At 60.3% G+C, this 13,293-nt stretch carries 16 protein-coding genes and 1 tRNA gene; 11 read left to right on the forward strand and 6 right to left on the reverse strand.

Translation table 11 applies throughout. The features are described from left to right. The first annotated feature begins 52 nt into the window (after window positions 1–52). Both BPRO_RS04100 and BPRO_RS04105 read left to right on the forward strand, forming a co-directional pair. Complete coding sequence (locus BPRO_RS04100) at window positions 53–772, forward strand: RNA pyrophosphohydrolase (RefSeq protein WP_011481792.1); 720 nt, start codon at window positions 53–55, stop codon at window positions 770–772. Further along, complete coding sequence (locus BPRO_RS04105; protein WP_011481793.1) at window positions 769–1,290, forward strand: CNP1-like family protein; 522 nt, start codon at window positions 769–771, stop codon at window positions 1,288–1,290. The genes BPRO_RS04100 and BPRO_RS04105 overlap by 4 nt, the downstream gene beginning before the upstream one ends. A gap of 107 nt (window positions 1,291–1,397) precedes the next feature. Here the strand turns inward: BPRO_RS04105 and proB are convergent, their stop codons facing one another. The 4 genes from proB to rplU form a co-directional block, all read right to left on the reverse strand. Further along, the gene (gene proB / locus BPRO_RS04110; protein ID WP_011481794.1) at window positions 1,398–2,534 is read right to left on the reverse strand and encodes a glutamate 5-kinase; all 1,137 of its coding nucleotides are present in this window, start codon (window positions 2,532–2,534) and stop codon (window positions 1,398–1,400) included. Window positions 2,535–2,646: 112 nt separating this feature from the next. Then, entirely contained in the window at window positions 2,647–3,732 is a 1,086-nt protein-coding gene (gene cgtA, locus BPRO_RS04115; RefSeq protein ID WP_011481795.1) for an Obg family GTPase CgtA, read from the reverse strand. Window positions 3,733–3,850: 118 nt separating this feature from the next. Then, window positions 3,851–4,108, reverse strand: a complete 258-nt coding sequence (gene rpmA, locus BPRO_RS04120; RefSeq protein WP_011481796.1) for a 50S ribosomal protein L27 — start codon at window positions 4,106–4,108, stop codon at window positions 3,851–3,853. Between the two features lie 38 nt (window positions 4,109–4,146). Continuing rightward, on the reverse strand, window positions 4,147–4,458 hold the full coding sequence (rplU, locus tag BPRO_RS04125; RefSeq protein ID WP_011481797.1) for a 50S ribosomal protein L21: 312 nt from the start codon (window positions 4,456–4,458) through the stop codon (window positions 4,147–4,149). Between the two features lie 177 nt (window positions 4,459–4,635). On the opposite strand from rplU, the gene BPRO_RS04130 reads away from it, so the two are divergent. The 9 genes from BPRO_RS04130 to BPRO_RS04170 all read left to right on the forward strand — a co-directional run bounded on the left by BPRO_RS04130 (window position 4,636) and on the right by BPRO_RS04170 (window position 11,783). Next, window positions 4,636–5,619, forward strand: coding sequence for a polyprenyl synthetase family protein (locus tag BPRO_RS04130; RefSeq protein ID WP_011481798.1), 984 nt, complete (start codon window positions 4,636–4,638; stop codon window positions 5,617–5,619). Window positions 5,620–5,632: 13 nt separating this feature from the next. Continuing rightward, a tRNA-Pro gene (locus BPRO_RS04135) sits at window positions 5,633–5,709 on the forward strand. A 136-nt stretch (window positions 5,710–5,845) separates the two neighbouring features. Further along, on the forward strand, window positions 5,846–7,582 hold the full coding sequence (gene pilB / locus BPRO_RS04140) for a type IV-A pilus assembly ATPase PilB (RefSeq protein WP_011481799.1): 1,737 nt from the start codon (window positions 5,846–5,848) through the stop codon (window positions 7,580–7,582). A gap of 81 nt (window positions 7,583–7,663) precedes the next feature. Continuing rightward, entirely contained in the window at window positions 7,664–8,881 is a 1,218-nt protein-coding gene (locus BPRO_RS04145) for a type II secretion system F family protein (protein ID WP_011481800.1), read from the forward strand. Next, the gene (locus BPRO_RS04150; protein ID WP_011481801.1) at window positions 8,881–9,738 is read left to right on the forward strand and encodes a prepilin peptidase; all 858 of its coding nucleotides are present in this window, start codon (window positions 8,881–8,883) and stop codon (window positions 9,736–9,738) included. The genes BPRO_RS04145 and BPRO_RS04150 overlap by 1 nt, the downstream gene beginning before the upstream one ends. A gap of 4 nt (window positions 9,739–9,742) precedes the next feature. Continuing rightward, a complete protein-coding gene (coaE, locus tag BPRO_RS04155; RefSeq protein ID WP_011481802.1) occupies window positions 9,743–10,366 on the forward strand; it encodes a dephospho-CoA kinase in 624 nt (207 codons plus the stop codon). A 43-nt stretch (window positions 10,367–10,409) separates the two neighbouring features. Next, window positions 10,410–11,165 carry a cell division protein ZapD gene (zapD, locus tag BPRO_RS04160; RefSeq protein ID WP_011481803.1) on the forward strand — a complete coding sequence of 252 codons (756 nt, stop codon included), beginning with the start codon at window positions 10,410–10,412 and terminating at the stop codon, window positions 11,163–11,165. Between the two features lie 41 nt (window positions 11,166–11,206). Then, window positions 11,207–11,413: a DNA gyrase inhibitor YacG gene (locus BPRO_RS04165; protein ID WP_011481804.1), complete on the forward strand. Its 207-nt coding sequence runs from the start codon at window positions 11,207–11,209 to the stop codon at window positions 11,411–11,413. A gap of 94 nt (window positions 11,414–11,507) precedes the next feature. After that, window positions 11,508–11,783: a hypothetical protein gene (locus tag BPRO_RS04170; RefSeq protein WP_011481805.1), complete on the forward strand. Its 276-nt coding sequence runs from the start codon at window positions 11,508–11,510 to the stop codon at window positions 11,781–11,783. Window positions 11,784–11,835: 52 nt separating this feature from the next. On the opposite strand, the gene grxD is transcribed toward BPRO_RS04170, so the two are convergent. Both grxD and prmC read right to left on the reverse strand, forming a co-directional pair. Then, window positions 11,836–12,165, reverse strand: coding sequence for a Grx4 family monothiol glutaredoxin (grxD, locus tag BPRO_RS04175; protein WP_011481806.1), 330 nt, complete (start codon window positions 12,163–12,165; stop codon window positions 11,836–11,838). A 189-nt stretch (window positions 12,166–12,354) separates the two neighbouring features. Then, on the reverse strand, window positions 12,355–13,218 hold the full coding sequence (gene prmC, locus BPRO_RS04180; RefSeq protein ID WP_011481807.1) for a peptide chain release factor N(5)-glutamine methyltransferase: 864 nt from the start codon (window positions 13,216–13,218) through the stop codon (window positions 12,355–12,357). Between the last annotated feature and the right edge of the window lie 75 nt (window positions 13,219–13,293).

Below are 13,293 nucleotides of genomic sequence, written 5' to 3' on the forward strand. Positions count from 1 at the left end.
GGCGCCTTCGCTGTGCATAATGGACTCAGTTTAAAAAATTTGAGGTTTGATTATGCTTGACCGGGATGGCTTTAGGCCTAACGTCGGCATCATCTTGCTCAACCAGAGAAGTCAGGTATTTTGGGGCAAACGTATCCGTACCCACTCGTGGCAGTTTCCGCAGGGTGGCATTGATCGGGGCGAAAATCCCGAACAGGCCATGTACCGCGAATTGCATGAGGAAGTGGGGCTGTTGCCACAGCATGTTCATGTGCTGGCCCGTACCCGAGATTGGTTGCGCTATGAGGTGCCTGACCGGTTTATCCGCCGCGATGCGCGCGGACATTACAAAGGCCAGAAGCAGATATGGTTCCTGCTGCAGCTGGTCGGTTACGACTGGAACCTGAACCTGCGCGCGACAGATCATCCCGAGTTTGACGCCTGGCGCTGGAACGACTACTGGGTGCCGCTCGACGTCGTGGTGGAGTTCAAGCGCGGCGTATACGAGATGGCGCTGACCGAACTGGCGCGCTTTGTGCCTCGGGTCGATCCACGCTCCGCTCCACGGCCTGATTCCCGGCCCGACCATCGCAACCGCTACCTGCGCGGCGGCGTGCATCTGCGTGATCAAATGGCGGGCCAAGCCGGCGAAGCCAATCCCCATCCGGCCAACAGCATGACATACAGCTACACGGCCAGATTGGGCGCCTCGTTTGAATTGCCCCCTGGCGCCACCTTTGAACCCGATCCGCAGACCAGCCTGGGCGCGGATCCTTCGCCCCCCAAAACATGACTTTCAAACCGGCCGCTGCGGCCCGCCTTTCTTGTGTAGCGCTTGCGCTGGCTTTCAGTTGCGCGGTCTCGGCCCAGAGCGCCACGGATGACCCGGACTGGAAGGAGTCGGAGGCTCCGCCACCTCCGGCATTCGATGCGGGCAAGCTGGTTACTTTCGATGTGTCACCCAATTCCTCGCTGGTCTTCGGCGTTGATCCCGCGACTATCCGCATTTCCAACAGCGACGGCCTTGTGCGCTATGTGATGGTGGCGACCAGCGCGAGTGGTGCGCGCAACGTGATGTACGAAGGCATACGCTGCGCTACCGGGGAATACAAGACCTACGCGCGATACTCGCCCGATGGCCGCTGGACCCCGGTGGCCAATGCGGAGTGGCGCTCCATGTTCGGAAACATGCCGTCCAAGCATGTTTTGCGGTTCGCCAAGGCCGGCGCATGCGACAACGCCGCACCGGCGCCTTCAGTCACCGTCCTGATAAGCCGGCTGAAAAGTCCGAATTTCAGGATCTCGGAATAGCACACCGTACCCTGTCGTGCGGGGGCATCGCCCGGTCGTATGGGGTCGGGAGGACTGGTTGCTCCGGTGCACCTTTCGATGCCGGCGGTGCTCTGCCTTTCGGATAGCTACCGCGTGAGCACGAGGTTGGTCCGGTGGACCATTTCAGGCTCGCCGGTGTAGCCCAGAAGTCTTTCGAATTCCGAAGACGCCTTGCGGCAAATCAGCCGTGCCTCCGAACTCGAATAGTTGGCCAGGCCCCGCGCAATTTCGGCGCCTTCGGCGTCCCGGATGGCAATCACGTCGCCCCGTGAAAAGTCGCCGTCCACCCTGGTCATGCCGATGGGCAGCAGGCTCTTGCCTTCATCGCGCACCTTGCTGACGGCCCCCGCGTCGACGGCAACCGAGCCGCGCATTTGCAGGTGATCGGCCATCCATTGCTTGCGGGCCTGTATCTTCTGGGTTTGCGCGACCAGCAGCGTGCCGATGGCCTCGCCCTGCGTCAGCCGGATCAGTGCCTGCGGCTCGCGGCCCCAGGCAATGACCGTCGATGCGCCGGAGCCCGCCGCGCGTTTGGCCGCCAGGATTTTCGTGATCATGCCGCCCTTGCCAATGCTCGAGCCGGCGCCGCCGGCCATGGCTTCCAGTGCGGCATCGCCGGCCTTCGCTTCGTGCACAAAGCGGGCGGCCGGGTCCTTGCGCGGGTCGGCGGTGTAAAGGCCCTTCTGGTCGGTCAGGATGACCAGCGCGTCAGCTTCGACAAGGTTGGCGACCAGCGCGCCCAGGGTGTCGTTGTCGCCAAACTTGATCTCGTCGTTGACGACGGTGTCGTTCTCGTTGATGACCGGCACCACGCCCAACTGCAGCAAGGCCAGCAGGGTGGAGCGCGCGTTGAGGTAACGCTCCCGGTCGGCCAGGTCGGCATGCGTGAGCAGGACCTGCGCGCTGCCGATGCCGTTCTCCCGCAGCTTGCTCTCATACACCTGGGCCAGCCCCATCTGGCCGACGGCGGCGGCGGCCTGCAACTCGTGGATGGCTTTGGGGCGGGCCGTCCAGCCCAGGCGCTTCATGCCTTCGGCGATGGCGCCGCTGCTCACCATGATGACTTCACGCCCATCCTTGACCAGCGCGGCCAGCTGTTCGCACCACAGGCCGATGGCGTCCGCGTCCAGTCCGCGGCCTTCATTGGTGACCAGGCTGGAGCCCACCTTGACCACAATGCGTCTGGCGTTGCGCAGGACGGGAGAGCCTGTCTTTTCTTGCATTTTAGATATTTTTCAGGCTCTAGTCCAATGAATACGAGGGTAAGAAGCTATCATATATGTAGCAATCGCCACTTCCGCACTTGCTGCGGATTTGGCAAAAAAAAACGAAGGGTCAGGGCGTCTCAGGCGATTCCGGAGGCAGCGGGACAAAGCGCGGGTCGACTTCTTCCACGGGTTGCTCGCTTTTCTGGACCTGCTTGACGTGCTGGTAGATCGTCTTGATCAGGTGTTCGCAGCCTTCGCGCGTGAGTGCCGAAATCTCGAACACAGGGCCCTTGAACTTGAAGCGTTTGACGAAATCCTTGACGATGGCTGCGCGCTTGTCTGCGTCCACCATGTCGAGCTTGTTCAGCACCAGCCAGCGCGGCTTTTCGTAGAGCGCTTCGTCGTATTTCTTGAGCTCGCGCACGATGGCTTTGGCCTGCGCCACCGGGTCCACGCCTTCGTCAAAAGGCGCCAGGTCCACGATGTGCAGCAGCAGCCGGGTGCGCTGCAGGTGCCGAAGGAAGAGATGTCCCAGGCCAGCACCTTCGGAGGCACCTTCAATCAGGCCGGGCAGGTCGGCCACCACAAAGCTTTGCTCGGGTCCCACCCGCACCACGCCCAGGTTGGGGTGAAGCGTGGTGAAAGGGTAGTCGGCGATGCGGGGGCGGGCGTTGGAGACTGCCGAAATAAAGGTGGATTTTCCGGCATTGGGCATGCCGAGCAGGCCCACGTCGGCCAGTACCTTGAGCTCCAGTTTGAGGTTTTTTCGCTCGCCGGGCCAGCCAGGCGTTTTGCTGCGGGGCGCGCGGTTGGTCGAGCTTTTGAAGCGCAGGTTGCCGAAACCGCCGTCTCCGCCCTTGGCGATCAGGACCTGCTCGCCCGGCACCAGCAGCTCAAAAAGGACCTCGCCGGTCTCGGCGTCGGTCAGGATGGTGCCCACCGGCATCTTCAGGATGATGTCATCGCCTTTGGCGCCGAACATGTCCGAGCCCATGCCGTGCTGGCCGTTGCGGGCCTCGTGGCGCCGCGAAAAGCGGAAATCCACCAGCGTGTTGAGGTTGACATCCGCCACCGCGTACACATGGCCGCCGCGCCCGCCGTCGCCGCCGTTCGGGCCGCCGAACTCTTTGTACTTTTCGTGGCTGAACGAGACGCAGCCACTCCCGCCATCGCCGGCGGCAATGTCAATAAAGGCTTCGTCAACAAATTTCATGATGGAATGCTGCGGTTAAAACAGGTACGTTAGAGGCCGGAGATCAAGTTTACAAACAAAAAAGCCCCGACAAGTCGGGGCTTCGTTTCAGTCGAAGTGACTTATCGAAGTGATCAGCTCAGGCTGGGGTCACATTCACGGTGTGCTTGTTCAGTGCACCCTTGACGGAGAAGGATACCGCGCCGTCAACAAGCGCAAACAGGGTGTGGTCCTTGCCGATGCCGACATTGACGCCTGGGTGGAACTTGGTGCCGCGCTGGCGCACGATGATGCTGCCAGCGTTGATCACTTCACCGCCAAATTTCTTGACGCCCAGCATCTTGGGCTGCGAATCGCGCCCGTTTCGCGTAGAGCCGCCGCCTTTTTTCTGTGCCATTTTTCAATACTCCTTGGTGAGTCCTGGTACTTCTGTGCTTAACCGACGATGGCGCCGATTTGCAGTTCGGTGAAGTTTTGCCGGTGACCCTGGCGTTTCTGGTAGTGCTTGCGACGGCGCATTTTGAAAATGCGCACTTTGTCGTGCCTGCCATGAGACAGCACCGTGACTGTGACAGTCGCGCCGGACACCAAGGGCGTACCAACCTTGATTGCGCTGCCTTCTCCGACAGCCAATACCTGGTCAATAACGATCTCTTGGCCTACGTCCGCAGCAATCTGTTCTACTTTAATTTTTTCTCCAGCAGCAACTTTGTATTGTTTGCCACCGGTTTTTATGACCGCGTACATGTGAGACCTCGTAAATTGAGTTCTGCGGACGGATTTCCACAGAGCCCGAGATTCTAGCACGGCCTGCCAAAAATGGCCAGGCCGGCGGTTTTGCGGCTATTTCGCCGGGGGGGCAACCGGCCGCCGGGGATGGGGTGCTTTCTATAATCTGCCCAAACTTTACGTCTGGACCGCCTTTTGTCTGCCAATTCCTCAAGCACCGCCGCCGCCCTTGCCCTGATTGCCGACGACATGCGTGGAATGGACGCGGTGATCGAGCGCCGGCTGAAATCGGACGTGCCACTGGTCAGCCAAGTGTCGCAATATATCGTGGCGGCCGGCGGCAAGCGCCTGCGGCCCGCCCTGCTGCTTCTGATGTGTGGTGCTCTGGGTTATCGCGGCGATCAGCGCTACAACCTGGCGGCGGTGGTGGAGTTCATCCACACCGCCACCTTGCTGCATGATGACGTGGTGGATGAGTCCACGCTGCGCCGCGGCCGAGCCACGGCCAACGAGGCCTTCGGCAACCCTGCGAGCGTGCTGGTCGGGGATTTTCTATATTCCCGCGCCTTCCAGATGATGGTGGAGGCCGGGGACATGCGCGTCATGCAGACACTCGCGGAGGCCACCAATGTGATTGCCGAGGGCGAAGTGCTGCAGCTGATGAACATGCATGACGCCACGCTGTCAGAGGACGGTTACCTGCGGGTGATCCGTTCCAAGACGGCCAAGCTGTTCGAGGCCAGCGCCCGTCTGGCGGCATTGCTGGCGCAGTCCCCCCCGCCCGTGGAGCAAAGCTGCGCCGATTATGGACAGGCGCTGGGCACCGCTTTCCAGGTGATTGACGATGTGCTGGACTATGACGGCGATGTATCGGAAATGGGGAAAAACCTGGGGGACGACCTGCGCGAAGGCAAGACGACGCTGCCGCTCATCATTGCGATGCAGCGATGCACCGAACTTGAGCGTGCCGTGATCCGGCGGGCCATTGAAACAGGCGGAACGGACCAGATGCCGCAGATCATTGCCATCGTGCAACAAACGGGAGCCCTGCAGGCAACACGGGACGCGGCCGCCGCGGAGGCCCAGCGCGCGCTGGATGCCTTGCAAGTATTGCCCCAAAACCCTTACAGTAATGCCTTGGGGCATCTGGCATCTCAACTGCTGCAGAGACGCTCCTGACGGTTTGTGAAGGCGGGGTGTAGCTTAGCCTGGTAGAGCGCTACGTTCGGGACGTAGAGGCCGGAGGTTCGAATCCTCTCACCCCGACCAGATTCTTTTTTCGGTTTTTACCGAGTGTGCGTTTCTCCGCACAGTTGCAACGCTTTGGGGTGGGGCGGGGGTGTTTTCGATTTACACCTTGTTATCTATCGACGATGATACCCATTTGGGCTAATTTCAAAGATTCATGGCCGCTGTCGATACTGCTATCAACGAACCGCCCGCCTTGGCATTGCCCGGATTGGGCCGGGCATTGGTGGTGGCAGGCAAGCTGGGCCAGAAGGCCGCTGAAGACATTTTTCGCAAGGCCCAAAGCGGGCGCACCAGCTTCATTGCCGAGCTGACCGGTTCAGGCGCCGTGTCTGCGTTTGACCTGGCGCACACGATGTCCATCGCGTTCGCCGCGCCTTTGCTCGATCTGGAGGCCATCGACGTCCAGCGTTTGCCCAAAGGCCTGCTCGACACCAAGATTTGCACGACTTACCGCATTGTCGTGCTGAGCAAGCGCAATAACCGCCTGATCGTCGCAACGGCAGATCCCTCTGACCAGGAAGCGGCGGAAAAGATCAAGTTTTCCACCCAGATGGGTGTGGACTGGGTGATTGCCGAGTATGACAAGCTGTCCAAACTGGTGGAGGCGTCGAGTACCACGGCTGCCGAGGCCATGGAGAGCATCATCGGCGATGATTTCGAGTTCGATGAATCTTCGGTGGATTCAGGCGCTGCTGAAGACAGCGATGCCAGCGTCTCTGAAGTCGAAGATGCACCGGTCGTCAAATTTCTCCAGAAGATGCTGCTCGATGCCTTCAGCATGCGGGCCTCTGATTTGCACTTTGAGCCGTTCGAGCACACCTACCGTGTCCGTTTCCGGATCGACGGCGAATTGCGCGAAATTGCTTCGCCGCCCGTGGCCATCAAGGAAAAACTCGCGGCACGTATCAAGGTGATCTCCAAGCTGGATATCTCGGAAAAGCGGGTGCCGCAGGATGGCAAGATGAAGCTCAAGATCGGCCCTGACCGCGTGATCGATTTTCGGGTCAGCACCTTGCCCACCATGTACGGTGAAAAGGTCGTGATCCGTATTCTGGACCCGAGCAGTGCCAAACTGGGTATTGACGCGCTGGGTTACGAGCCGGTTGAGAAGGAGCGCTTGCTGGCGGCCATCCAGCGGCCCTATGGCATGGTGCTGGTGACCGGCCCGACCGGCTCCGGCAAGACAGTGTCGCTGTACACCTGCCTGAATATCCTGAACAAGCCGGGCGTCAACATTGCCACGGCTGAAGACCCTGCCGAGATCACCTTGCCAGGCGTCAACCAGGTCAGCATGAACGACAAGGCGGGCATGACTTTCTCTGTCGCGCTCAAGGCCTTTTTGCGTCAGGATCCGGACATCATCATGGTGGGTGAGATCCGCGACATCGAAACCGCCGACATCGCGATCAAGGCGGCCCAGACCGGCCACATGGTCATGTCAACGCTGCATACCAACGACGCGCCAACCACCTTGACCCGCATGCGCAATATGGGCATTGCGCCCTTCAATATTGCATCGAGCGTGATCCTGATCACGGCGCAGCGGCTGGCGCGGCGCCTGTGTGTTAACTGCAAGGCGCCCGCAGATATTCCGCGCGAAACCTTGCTGGAGGCAGGATTCAAGGAAGAAGAAGTCGATGGTTCCTGGACGCCATATCGCCCGGTGGGCTGTTCCATGTGTACAAATGGTTACAAGGGTCGCGTTGGCATCTACCAGGTCATGCCTATTTCCGAAGAGATCCAGCGGATAGTGTTGCGCGACGGCAGCGCCCTTGAGATTGCGGCGCAGGCAGAAGCTGAGGGTGTCAGGAGTTTGCGCCAGTCCGGCCTGTCTAAAGTTAAACTCGGCACGACCTCCCTGGAAGAGGTTTTGGGTTGCACCAATGTCTAATGGGCGTGCAAAGTTGAACACACTGGTGAGTGACTGTGGCGACGGGGTGGCCTGAGGCCATCCATACAACGAGAAAACATCATGGCAACTGCAGTATCCAAAGGCGTCAAGGAATTTGTTTTCGAGTGGGAGGGCAAGGACCGGGGGGGTAAACCGGTCCGTGGCGAGATCCGTGCCTCTGGCGAGAACCAGGTCAAGTCTTCCTTGCGCCGGCAGGGTGTGTTGCCCACCAAAATCAAGAAGCGCAGCATGCGCTCGGGCAAGGCCATCAAGCCCAAGGATATTGCCATTTTCACCCGCCAGCTCGCCACGATGATGAAGGCGGGTGTGCCCCTGTTGCAGTCATTTGACATCGTCGGTCGCGGCAACCCCAACGGCAGCGTGACCAAACTGCTCAATGATGTACGCACCGATGTGGAAACCGGGACTTCGCTGAGCGCTGCGTTTCGCAAATATCCGCTGTATTTCAATGCGCTGTATTGCAACCTTGTCGAGGCCGGTGAAGCCGCCGGTATTCTTGAGTCCCTGCTGGATCGCCTGGCGGTCTACATGGAAAAGACCGAGGCCATCAAGTCAAAAATCAAGTCCGCCCTGATGTACCCGATCTCGGTGGTTGTGGTGGCCTTTGTGGTGGTGGCGGTGATCATGATTTTTGTGATCCCGGCCTTCAAGGAGGTGTTTACCTCGTTTGGTGCCGATTTGCCGGCACCCACGCTGTTTGTGATAGCCGTCAGCGAGTTCTTCGTGGCTTACTGGTGGCTGATTTTTGGAGGCATTGGTGGCTCCCTGTATTTTTTCATGCAGGCGTGGAAGCGCAACGAAAAGATGCAGAAGTTCATGGACCGGCTCCTGCTCAAGGTGCCCGTGTTTGGGCCCCTCATTGAAAAGTCATGTATTGCCCGCTGGACCCGTACGCTCTCCACCATGTTTGCGGCCGGCGTGCCGCTCGTGGAGGCGCTGGATTCCGTGGGAGGCGCATCCGGCAATTCGCTCTATGCTGATGCCACGGAAAAAATCCAGCAGGAAGTTTCCACCGGCACCAGCCTGACGGCGGCGATGGGCAATGCCAACCTGTTTCCCACCATGGTGCTGCAGATGTGCGCCATCGGTGAGGAGTCCGGCTCGGTCGACCACATGCTGGGCAAGGCCGCCGATTTCTATGAGGCGGAAGTCGATGAAATGGTGGCCGGCCTGTCCAGCCTGATGGAGCCTATCATCATCGTGTTTCTGGGCACGTTGATTGGCGGTATCGTGGTTTCCATGTACCTGCCCATTTTCAAGCTGGGTCAAGTCGTTTAATGCCGACGGGATTGGGTTTGGGGCCGGAGTTTGAGGCGCTGCTGGCCGGATTTTTTGGCCTGCTGATCGGCAGCTTCCTGAACGTCGTCATCTACCGCCTGCCCAAAATGATGGAGCGGCAGTGGGCGCAGGAGTGCGCCGACCTGGCCGGAAAATCCGTGGAGCCCGGAGAAAAATTCAATTTGGTGGCACCGCGGTCGCGCTGCTCCAATTGCGGCCATGTCATTCGCTGGTACGAGAACATCCCGGTGGCGAGCTACCTGTTCCTCCGCGGGAAATGCTCCATGTGCAGCGCCCCCTACGGCGTGCGCTATCCCATCGTGGAGGCGATCACCGGCGCCCTATTTTTCTTTTGCGCATGGCGTTGGGGCTGGTCGCTCGCTGCGCTGGTCTGGTGCGGATTTTCGGCAGCGCTGCTGGTGCTGGCACTGATTGATTGGGACACGACCTTGCTGCCGGACGACATCACCTTGCCCTTGCTGTGGGCTGGATTGATCGTGGCGGCGCTGCAGTGGAATCCGGCCGTGAATCTGTACAGTGCCCTGTGGGGTGCGATTGCCGGTTATCTCTCGCTCTGGCTGGTGTACTGGGCCTTCAAACTGGTGACCGGAAAAGAAGGCATGGGTTACGGCGACTTCAAACTGTTTGCCGCACTGGGTGCCTGGTTTGGCTGGCAGGCGCTGATTCCGATGATCCTGATGGCATCCATCATTGGCGCCATCATTGGCATTGCGCTGAAGTTTTCCAGCGGACTGCGCGAGGGCGGTTACGTGCCGTTTGGCCCTTTCCTGGCGGGTGCGGGATTTACCGCCATGGTGTTCGGGCCTCAATCGATTCTGCAGTTTGTGGGTTTGTGATGCCATGCCCTTCGCAGCCCAGCGTATCGGACTGACTGGCGGCATAGGCAGCGGCAAGAGTACGGTGGCCCGCCTGCTGGTGGGACGGGGCGCAACGCTGGTCGATGCAGACGCCATCGCCCGTCAGGTGACGGCGCCTGGAGGCGCTGCCATCAACGAAATCGCCCGCCAGTTTGGAAGCGCCGCCCTCACGGCCAGCGGGGCCATGGACCGTGACCGGATGCGTCTGCTTGCCTTCAACGACCCGGCAGTCAGGCGGCAGCTGGAGGCCATCATCCACCCCTTGGTGAGCCAGGAAAGCTCGCGGCAGTACAGCCAAGCCGCGCAGGCGGGCAGTTCATGCATCGTTTTTGATATTCCCTTGCTGGTCGAGTCGGGGCGCTGGCGGCAGCAGCTGGACCGGGTTCTGGTGGTGGACTGCAGCGAAGCCACCCAGATCGCCCGGGTCATGGCCCGCGAACTCGGGCGCAGCGGCTGGACGCGTGAAGTTGTTGAAAAAATAATCGATGGGCAGGCCAGCCGCGCGCAGCGGCTGGGGGCAGCCGATATCTGCATCTATAACGATGGCCTGTCTCTTGAAGCCCTTGGCTTGCAGGTGGCACAGCTTGCAAGCCGCTTCGGGCTATGATGCGCAGACAAGCATTCCCCATGAAGTTGACGAAAATAGCGCTGTGATTCTTTACGAGTATCCTTTTAACGAACGCATACGCACCTATTTGCGCCTGGAGCATCTGTTCCGCCGCCTGGGTGAACTGGTGGAACGGGAAAGTCCGACGGATCATCACTATGCCATCACGACCATATTCGAAATCATGGATGTGGGTGCCCGGGCGGATCTGAAAACCGACGTGCTCAAGGATCTCGAGAAGCAGAAGCATGTTCTCAACGGTTACCGCGGCAACCCGGCCATTTCTGAAGCGGTGCTTGATGAAGTCACGGGGCAGCTTGAGGGCTGCTTTGCAGCCCTGAACAATCTCCCGGGCAAGGCAGGGCATTCGTTGACCGAGAACGACTGGCTCATGAGCATACGCAGCCGTGTCGGTATTCCGGGCGGAACCTGCGAGTTTGACCTTCCGGCCTACTATGCATGGCAGCATCTGGGCTCCGCCACACGCCAGCACGACTTGCAGCGCTGGGTGGCACCGCTCGTGCCGCTGGCTGAATCCATACGCGTGCTGCTGACGCTATTGCGTGACTCCGGCGCGCCGCAGAAGGTGGTGGCACCGGGTGGGCAGTACCAGCAGACCCTGCCGCAAGGGCGCACCTTCCAGTTGCTGCGTCTGCGCATCGACCCCGCCAAGGGGCTGATTCCCGAAATCAGTGGCAACCGCCTGATCGTTTCGGTTCGACTGATGCGCCACGAGAGCGATGACAGGCTGCATGCGAGCACCGACGATTCGACGTTTGAATTGACCCTTTGCTCCTGAGCGCCTGATTTCCAGCAGAACCGTTTGAGGCCATGTCAGCCATGAATGAAGACTCAAGGCCCGTCAAGCGGGTGGCATGCCCCGGTTGCGGCGGCGAAAGCATCTATGCGCCGAGCAATCCTTTCCGGCCCTTTTGCAGCGAGCGCTGCAAAAACCTCGATTTGGGCGCCTGGGCCAGCGAGGAGTTCCGCATGCCGGCTGACACCCCGCCCGATGATGAAAACTACGGCGACCCCAAGCTGCAATGAGTGTTTAAGCAGCTGACAGAGTTCAGCCGGAGTTCAGCCGCATCCGGAAAATCAAAAGATCAAAAGATCAACAAGCAGGAAAAGGGGAGAGGAAATGAAGAAGTCCGTTTTCGGGGCTGTACATGCCCTGCTGGTGGTTGCCGCGCTGGTGCAGGGCACCGCTCATGTGCAGGCTACCGAGGCCGCACAAACCGCGACGCAGTCTGAAAAGGCCAAGCCCGGCAAAAAGCCGGCCAAACCTCAAGCCCGCGCCAGCAAGGTCAAGTTCATGCCCGGATCCGAAGAGACGGTCAGCCAGCGCGTGGCTCGCCTGAAGCGCGAATGCAAAGGGGCGGTGAACGCGGGTGCCTGCGAAGGCTATACGCGTTAACCGCGTGCCTGGCTCGCTGCGGTCGGGCCAGGGGGCAATAACGAATCAGCTCTCAGGCGGTGGGCGTTCCCAGCACCTGCTGGAGTTCGCCGTTCTGGTACATCTCCATCATGATGTCCGAACCGCCAATGAACTCGCCCTTCACATACAGCTGGGGAATGGTGGGCCAATTGCTGTATTCCTTGATGCCGTGGCGGATTTCCTCGTCTTCCAGCACGTTCACCGTCACAGGCTTGTTCACCCCGCAGGCTTTCAGCACCTGGATGGCGCGGCCTGAAAAGCCGCACATCGGGAACTGGGCCGTGCCTTTCATAAACAGGACGACGTCGCTGGATTTGACGATCTGGTCAATGCGTTGCTGGGTGGTGTCGGTAGTGCTCATGGTGAAATCCTTTTGGAATGGGCGCTCAGAGCCCGTGCGGGGTCGAAAAACAGAGGTTTTCGGCCGGGTCGTTCTTCAATAGATGGAATCTGGCAATCAGAATTCAACTATTTGATTATCCCGCTGTTTGAGGCCCGGTGCTCGGGTGCTACTGGTCCGTCCGGACCTGCCGAACTCCACGCGGGATACTTAACCCGGCCATTGACCGCCCGAGCAGCGTGCGATGCCGGCCAGGTCCAGCCGGCTCTGGACCTGTGCGAAGCCCCGCTCGCGCAGGAGACCGCGTACCGCAGCCGCCTGGTCATAGCCGTGCTCCAGCAGCAGCCAGCCGCCGGGCGCCAGGTGTTCGGGCGCCTTCGCCACAATCTGCCGGATGTCCCCCAGCCCGTCTGGTCCCGCGGCCAGCGACCCCAAAGGCTCATGCGCCAGCGCCACCAGGTGAGGGTCAGCGCTGGCGATGTAGGGCGGATTGCTGGCGATCAGGTGAAAGTGTCCACCAACTTCATCCAGCCAGTTGCTCTGGCTGAATTCGAGTTCCAGCTGGAGGCGCCGGGCATTTTCACGGGCCACGGCCAGTGCGCCGGCACTCGCGTCCACCGCAACAACCCGGGCTGGTCGGCCGGCCGCCTGCAGACTGTGCGCGATGGCCAGTGCAATGGCGCCGCTGCCGGTGCCCAGGTCCAGAATCTGCGGCCGTTCCGTCATCGCGGGCGCCTGCAGTACTTCCAGTGACCAATGCACCAGCGTTTCGGTGTCGGGGCGGGGCACCAGCACCCGGGCATCCACCTGCAGTTCCAGCCCAAAGAACTCCTTGCTGCCGACGATATAGGCCAGGGGTTCACCCCTTGCCCGGCGCAGGCTGAATGCCCGCATACGCTGGGCGACTTCATCCGTCAGCTGATCGGTGTCGTGCGCCAGCAGCCAGGCCCGGTCGATGGCGGGCTTGCCCAGCGCATGCAGCAGCAGCAACTGGGCGTCCAGCCGATCCAGCCCCAATGCCTGGGCGGCACTCAGGGCTTGGGCGCAGGTGGGCTGGTTTATCGGTTGGCTCATTGGGGTGTCCTGCATTTGCTATAAAAACAATAGCTACTTGCGCGGGTAAAAATTGGGCCCGAGGCCGATTTGGCA

It is taken from the genome of Polaromonas sp. JS666, assembly GCF_000013865.1.
Taxonomy (GTDB): domain Bacteria; phylum Pseudomonadota; class Gammaproteobacteria; order Burkholderiales; family Burkholderiaceae_C; genus Polaromonas.

What these genes read in the sequence shown, in the direction of transcription:
- BPRO_RS04100 (WP_011481792.1), top strand. Translation starts at nt 53, where the DNA reads ATGCTTGACCGGGATGGCTTTAGGCCTAACGTCGGCATCATCTTGCTC.
- BPRO_RS04105 (WP_011481793.1), top strand. Translation starts at nt 769, where the DNA reads ATGACTTTCAAACCGGCCGCTGCGGCCCGCCTTTCTTGTGTAGCGCTT.
- proB (WP_011481794.1), bottom strand. Translation starts at nt 2,534, where the DNA reads ATGCAAGAAAAGACAGGCTCTCCCGTCCTGCGCAACGCCAGACGCATT.
- cgtA (WP_011481795.1), bottom strand. Translation starts at nt 3,732, where the DNA reads ATGAAATTTGTTGACGAAGCCTTTATTGACATTGCCGCCGGCGATGGC.
- rpmA (WP_011481796.1), bottom strand. Translation starts at nt 4,108, where the DNA reads ATGGCACAGAAAAAAGGCGGCGGCTCTACGCGAAACGGGCGCGATTCG.
- rplU (WP_011481797.1), bottom strand. Translation starts at nt 4,458, where the DNA reads ATGTACGCGGTCATAAAAACCGGTGGCAAACAATACAAAGTTGCTGCT.
- pilB (WP_011481799.1), top strand. Translation starts at nt 5,846, where the DNA reads ATGGCCGCTGTCGATACTGCTATCAACGAACCGCCCGCCTTGGCATTG.
- BPRO_RS04145 (WP_011481800.1), top strand. Translation starts at nt 7,664, where the DNA reads ATGGCAACTGCAGTATCCAAAGGCGTCAAGGAATTTGTTTTCGAGTGG.
- BPRO_RS04150 (WP_011481801.1), top strand. Translation starts at nt 8,881, where the DNA reads ATGCCGACGGGATTGGGTTTGGGGCCGGAGTTTGAGGCGCTGCTGGCC.
- coaE (WP_011481802.1), top strand. Translation starts at nt 9,743, where the DNA reads ATGCCCTTCGCAGCCCAGCGTATCGGACTGACTGGCGGCATAGGCAGC.
- BPRO_RS04165 (WP_011481804.1), top strand. Translation starts at nt 11,207, where the DNA reads ATGAATGAAGACTCAAGGCCCGTCAAGCGGGTGGCATGCCCCGGTTGC.
- BPRO_RS04170 (WP_011481805.1), top strand. Translation starts at nt 11,508, where the DNA reads ATGAAGAAGTCCGTTTTCGGGGCTGTACATGCCCTGCTGGTGGTTGCC.
- grxD (WP_011481806.1), bottom strand. Translation starts at nt 12,165, where the DNA reads ATGAGCACTACCGACACCACCCAGCAACGCATTGACCAGATCGTCAAA.
- prmC (WP_011481807.1), bottom strand. Translation starts at nt 13,218, where the DNA reads ATGAGCCAACCGATAAACCAGCCCACCTGCGCCCAAGCCCTGAGTGCC.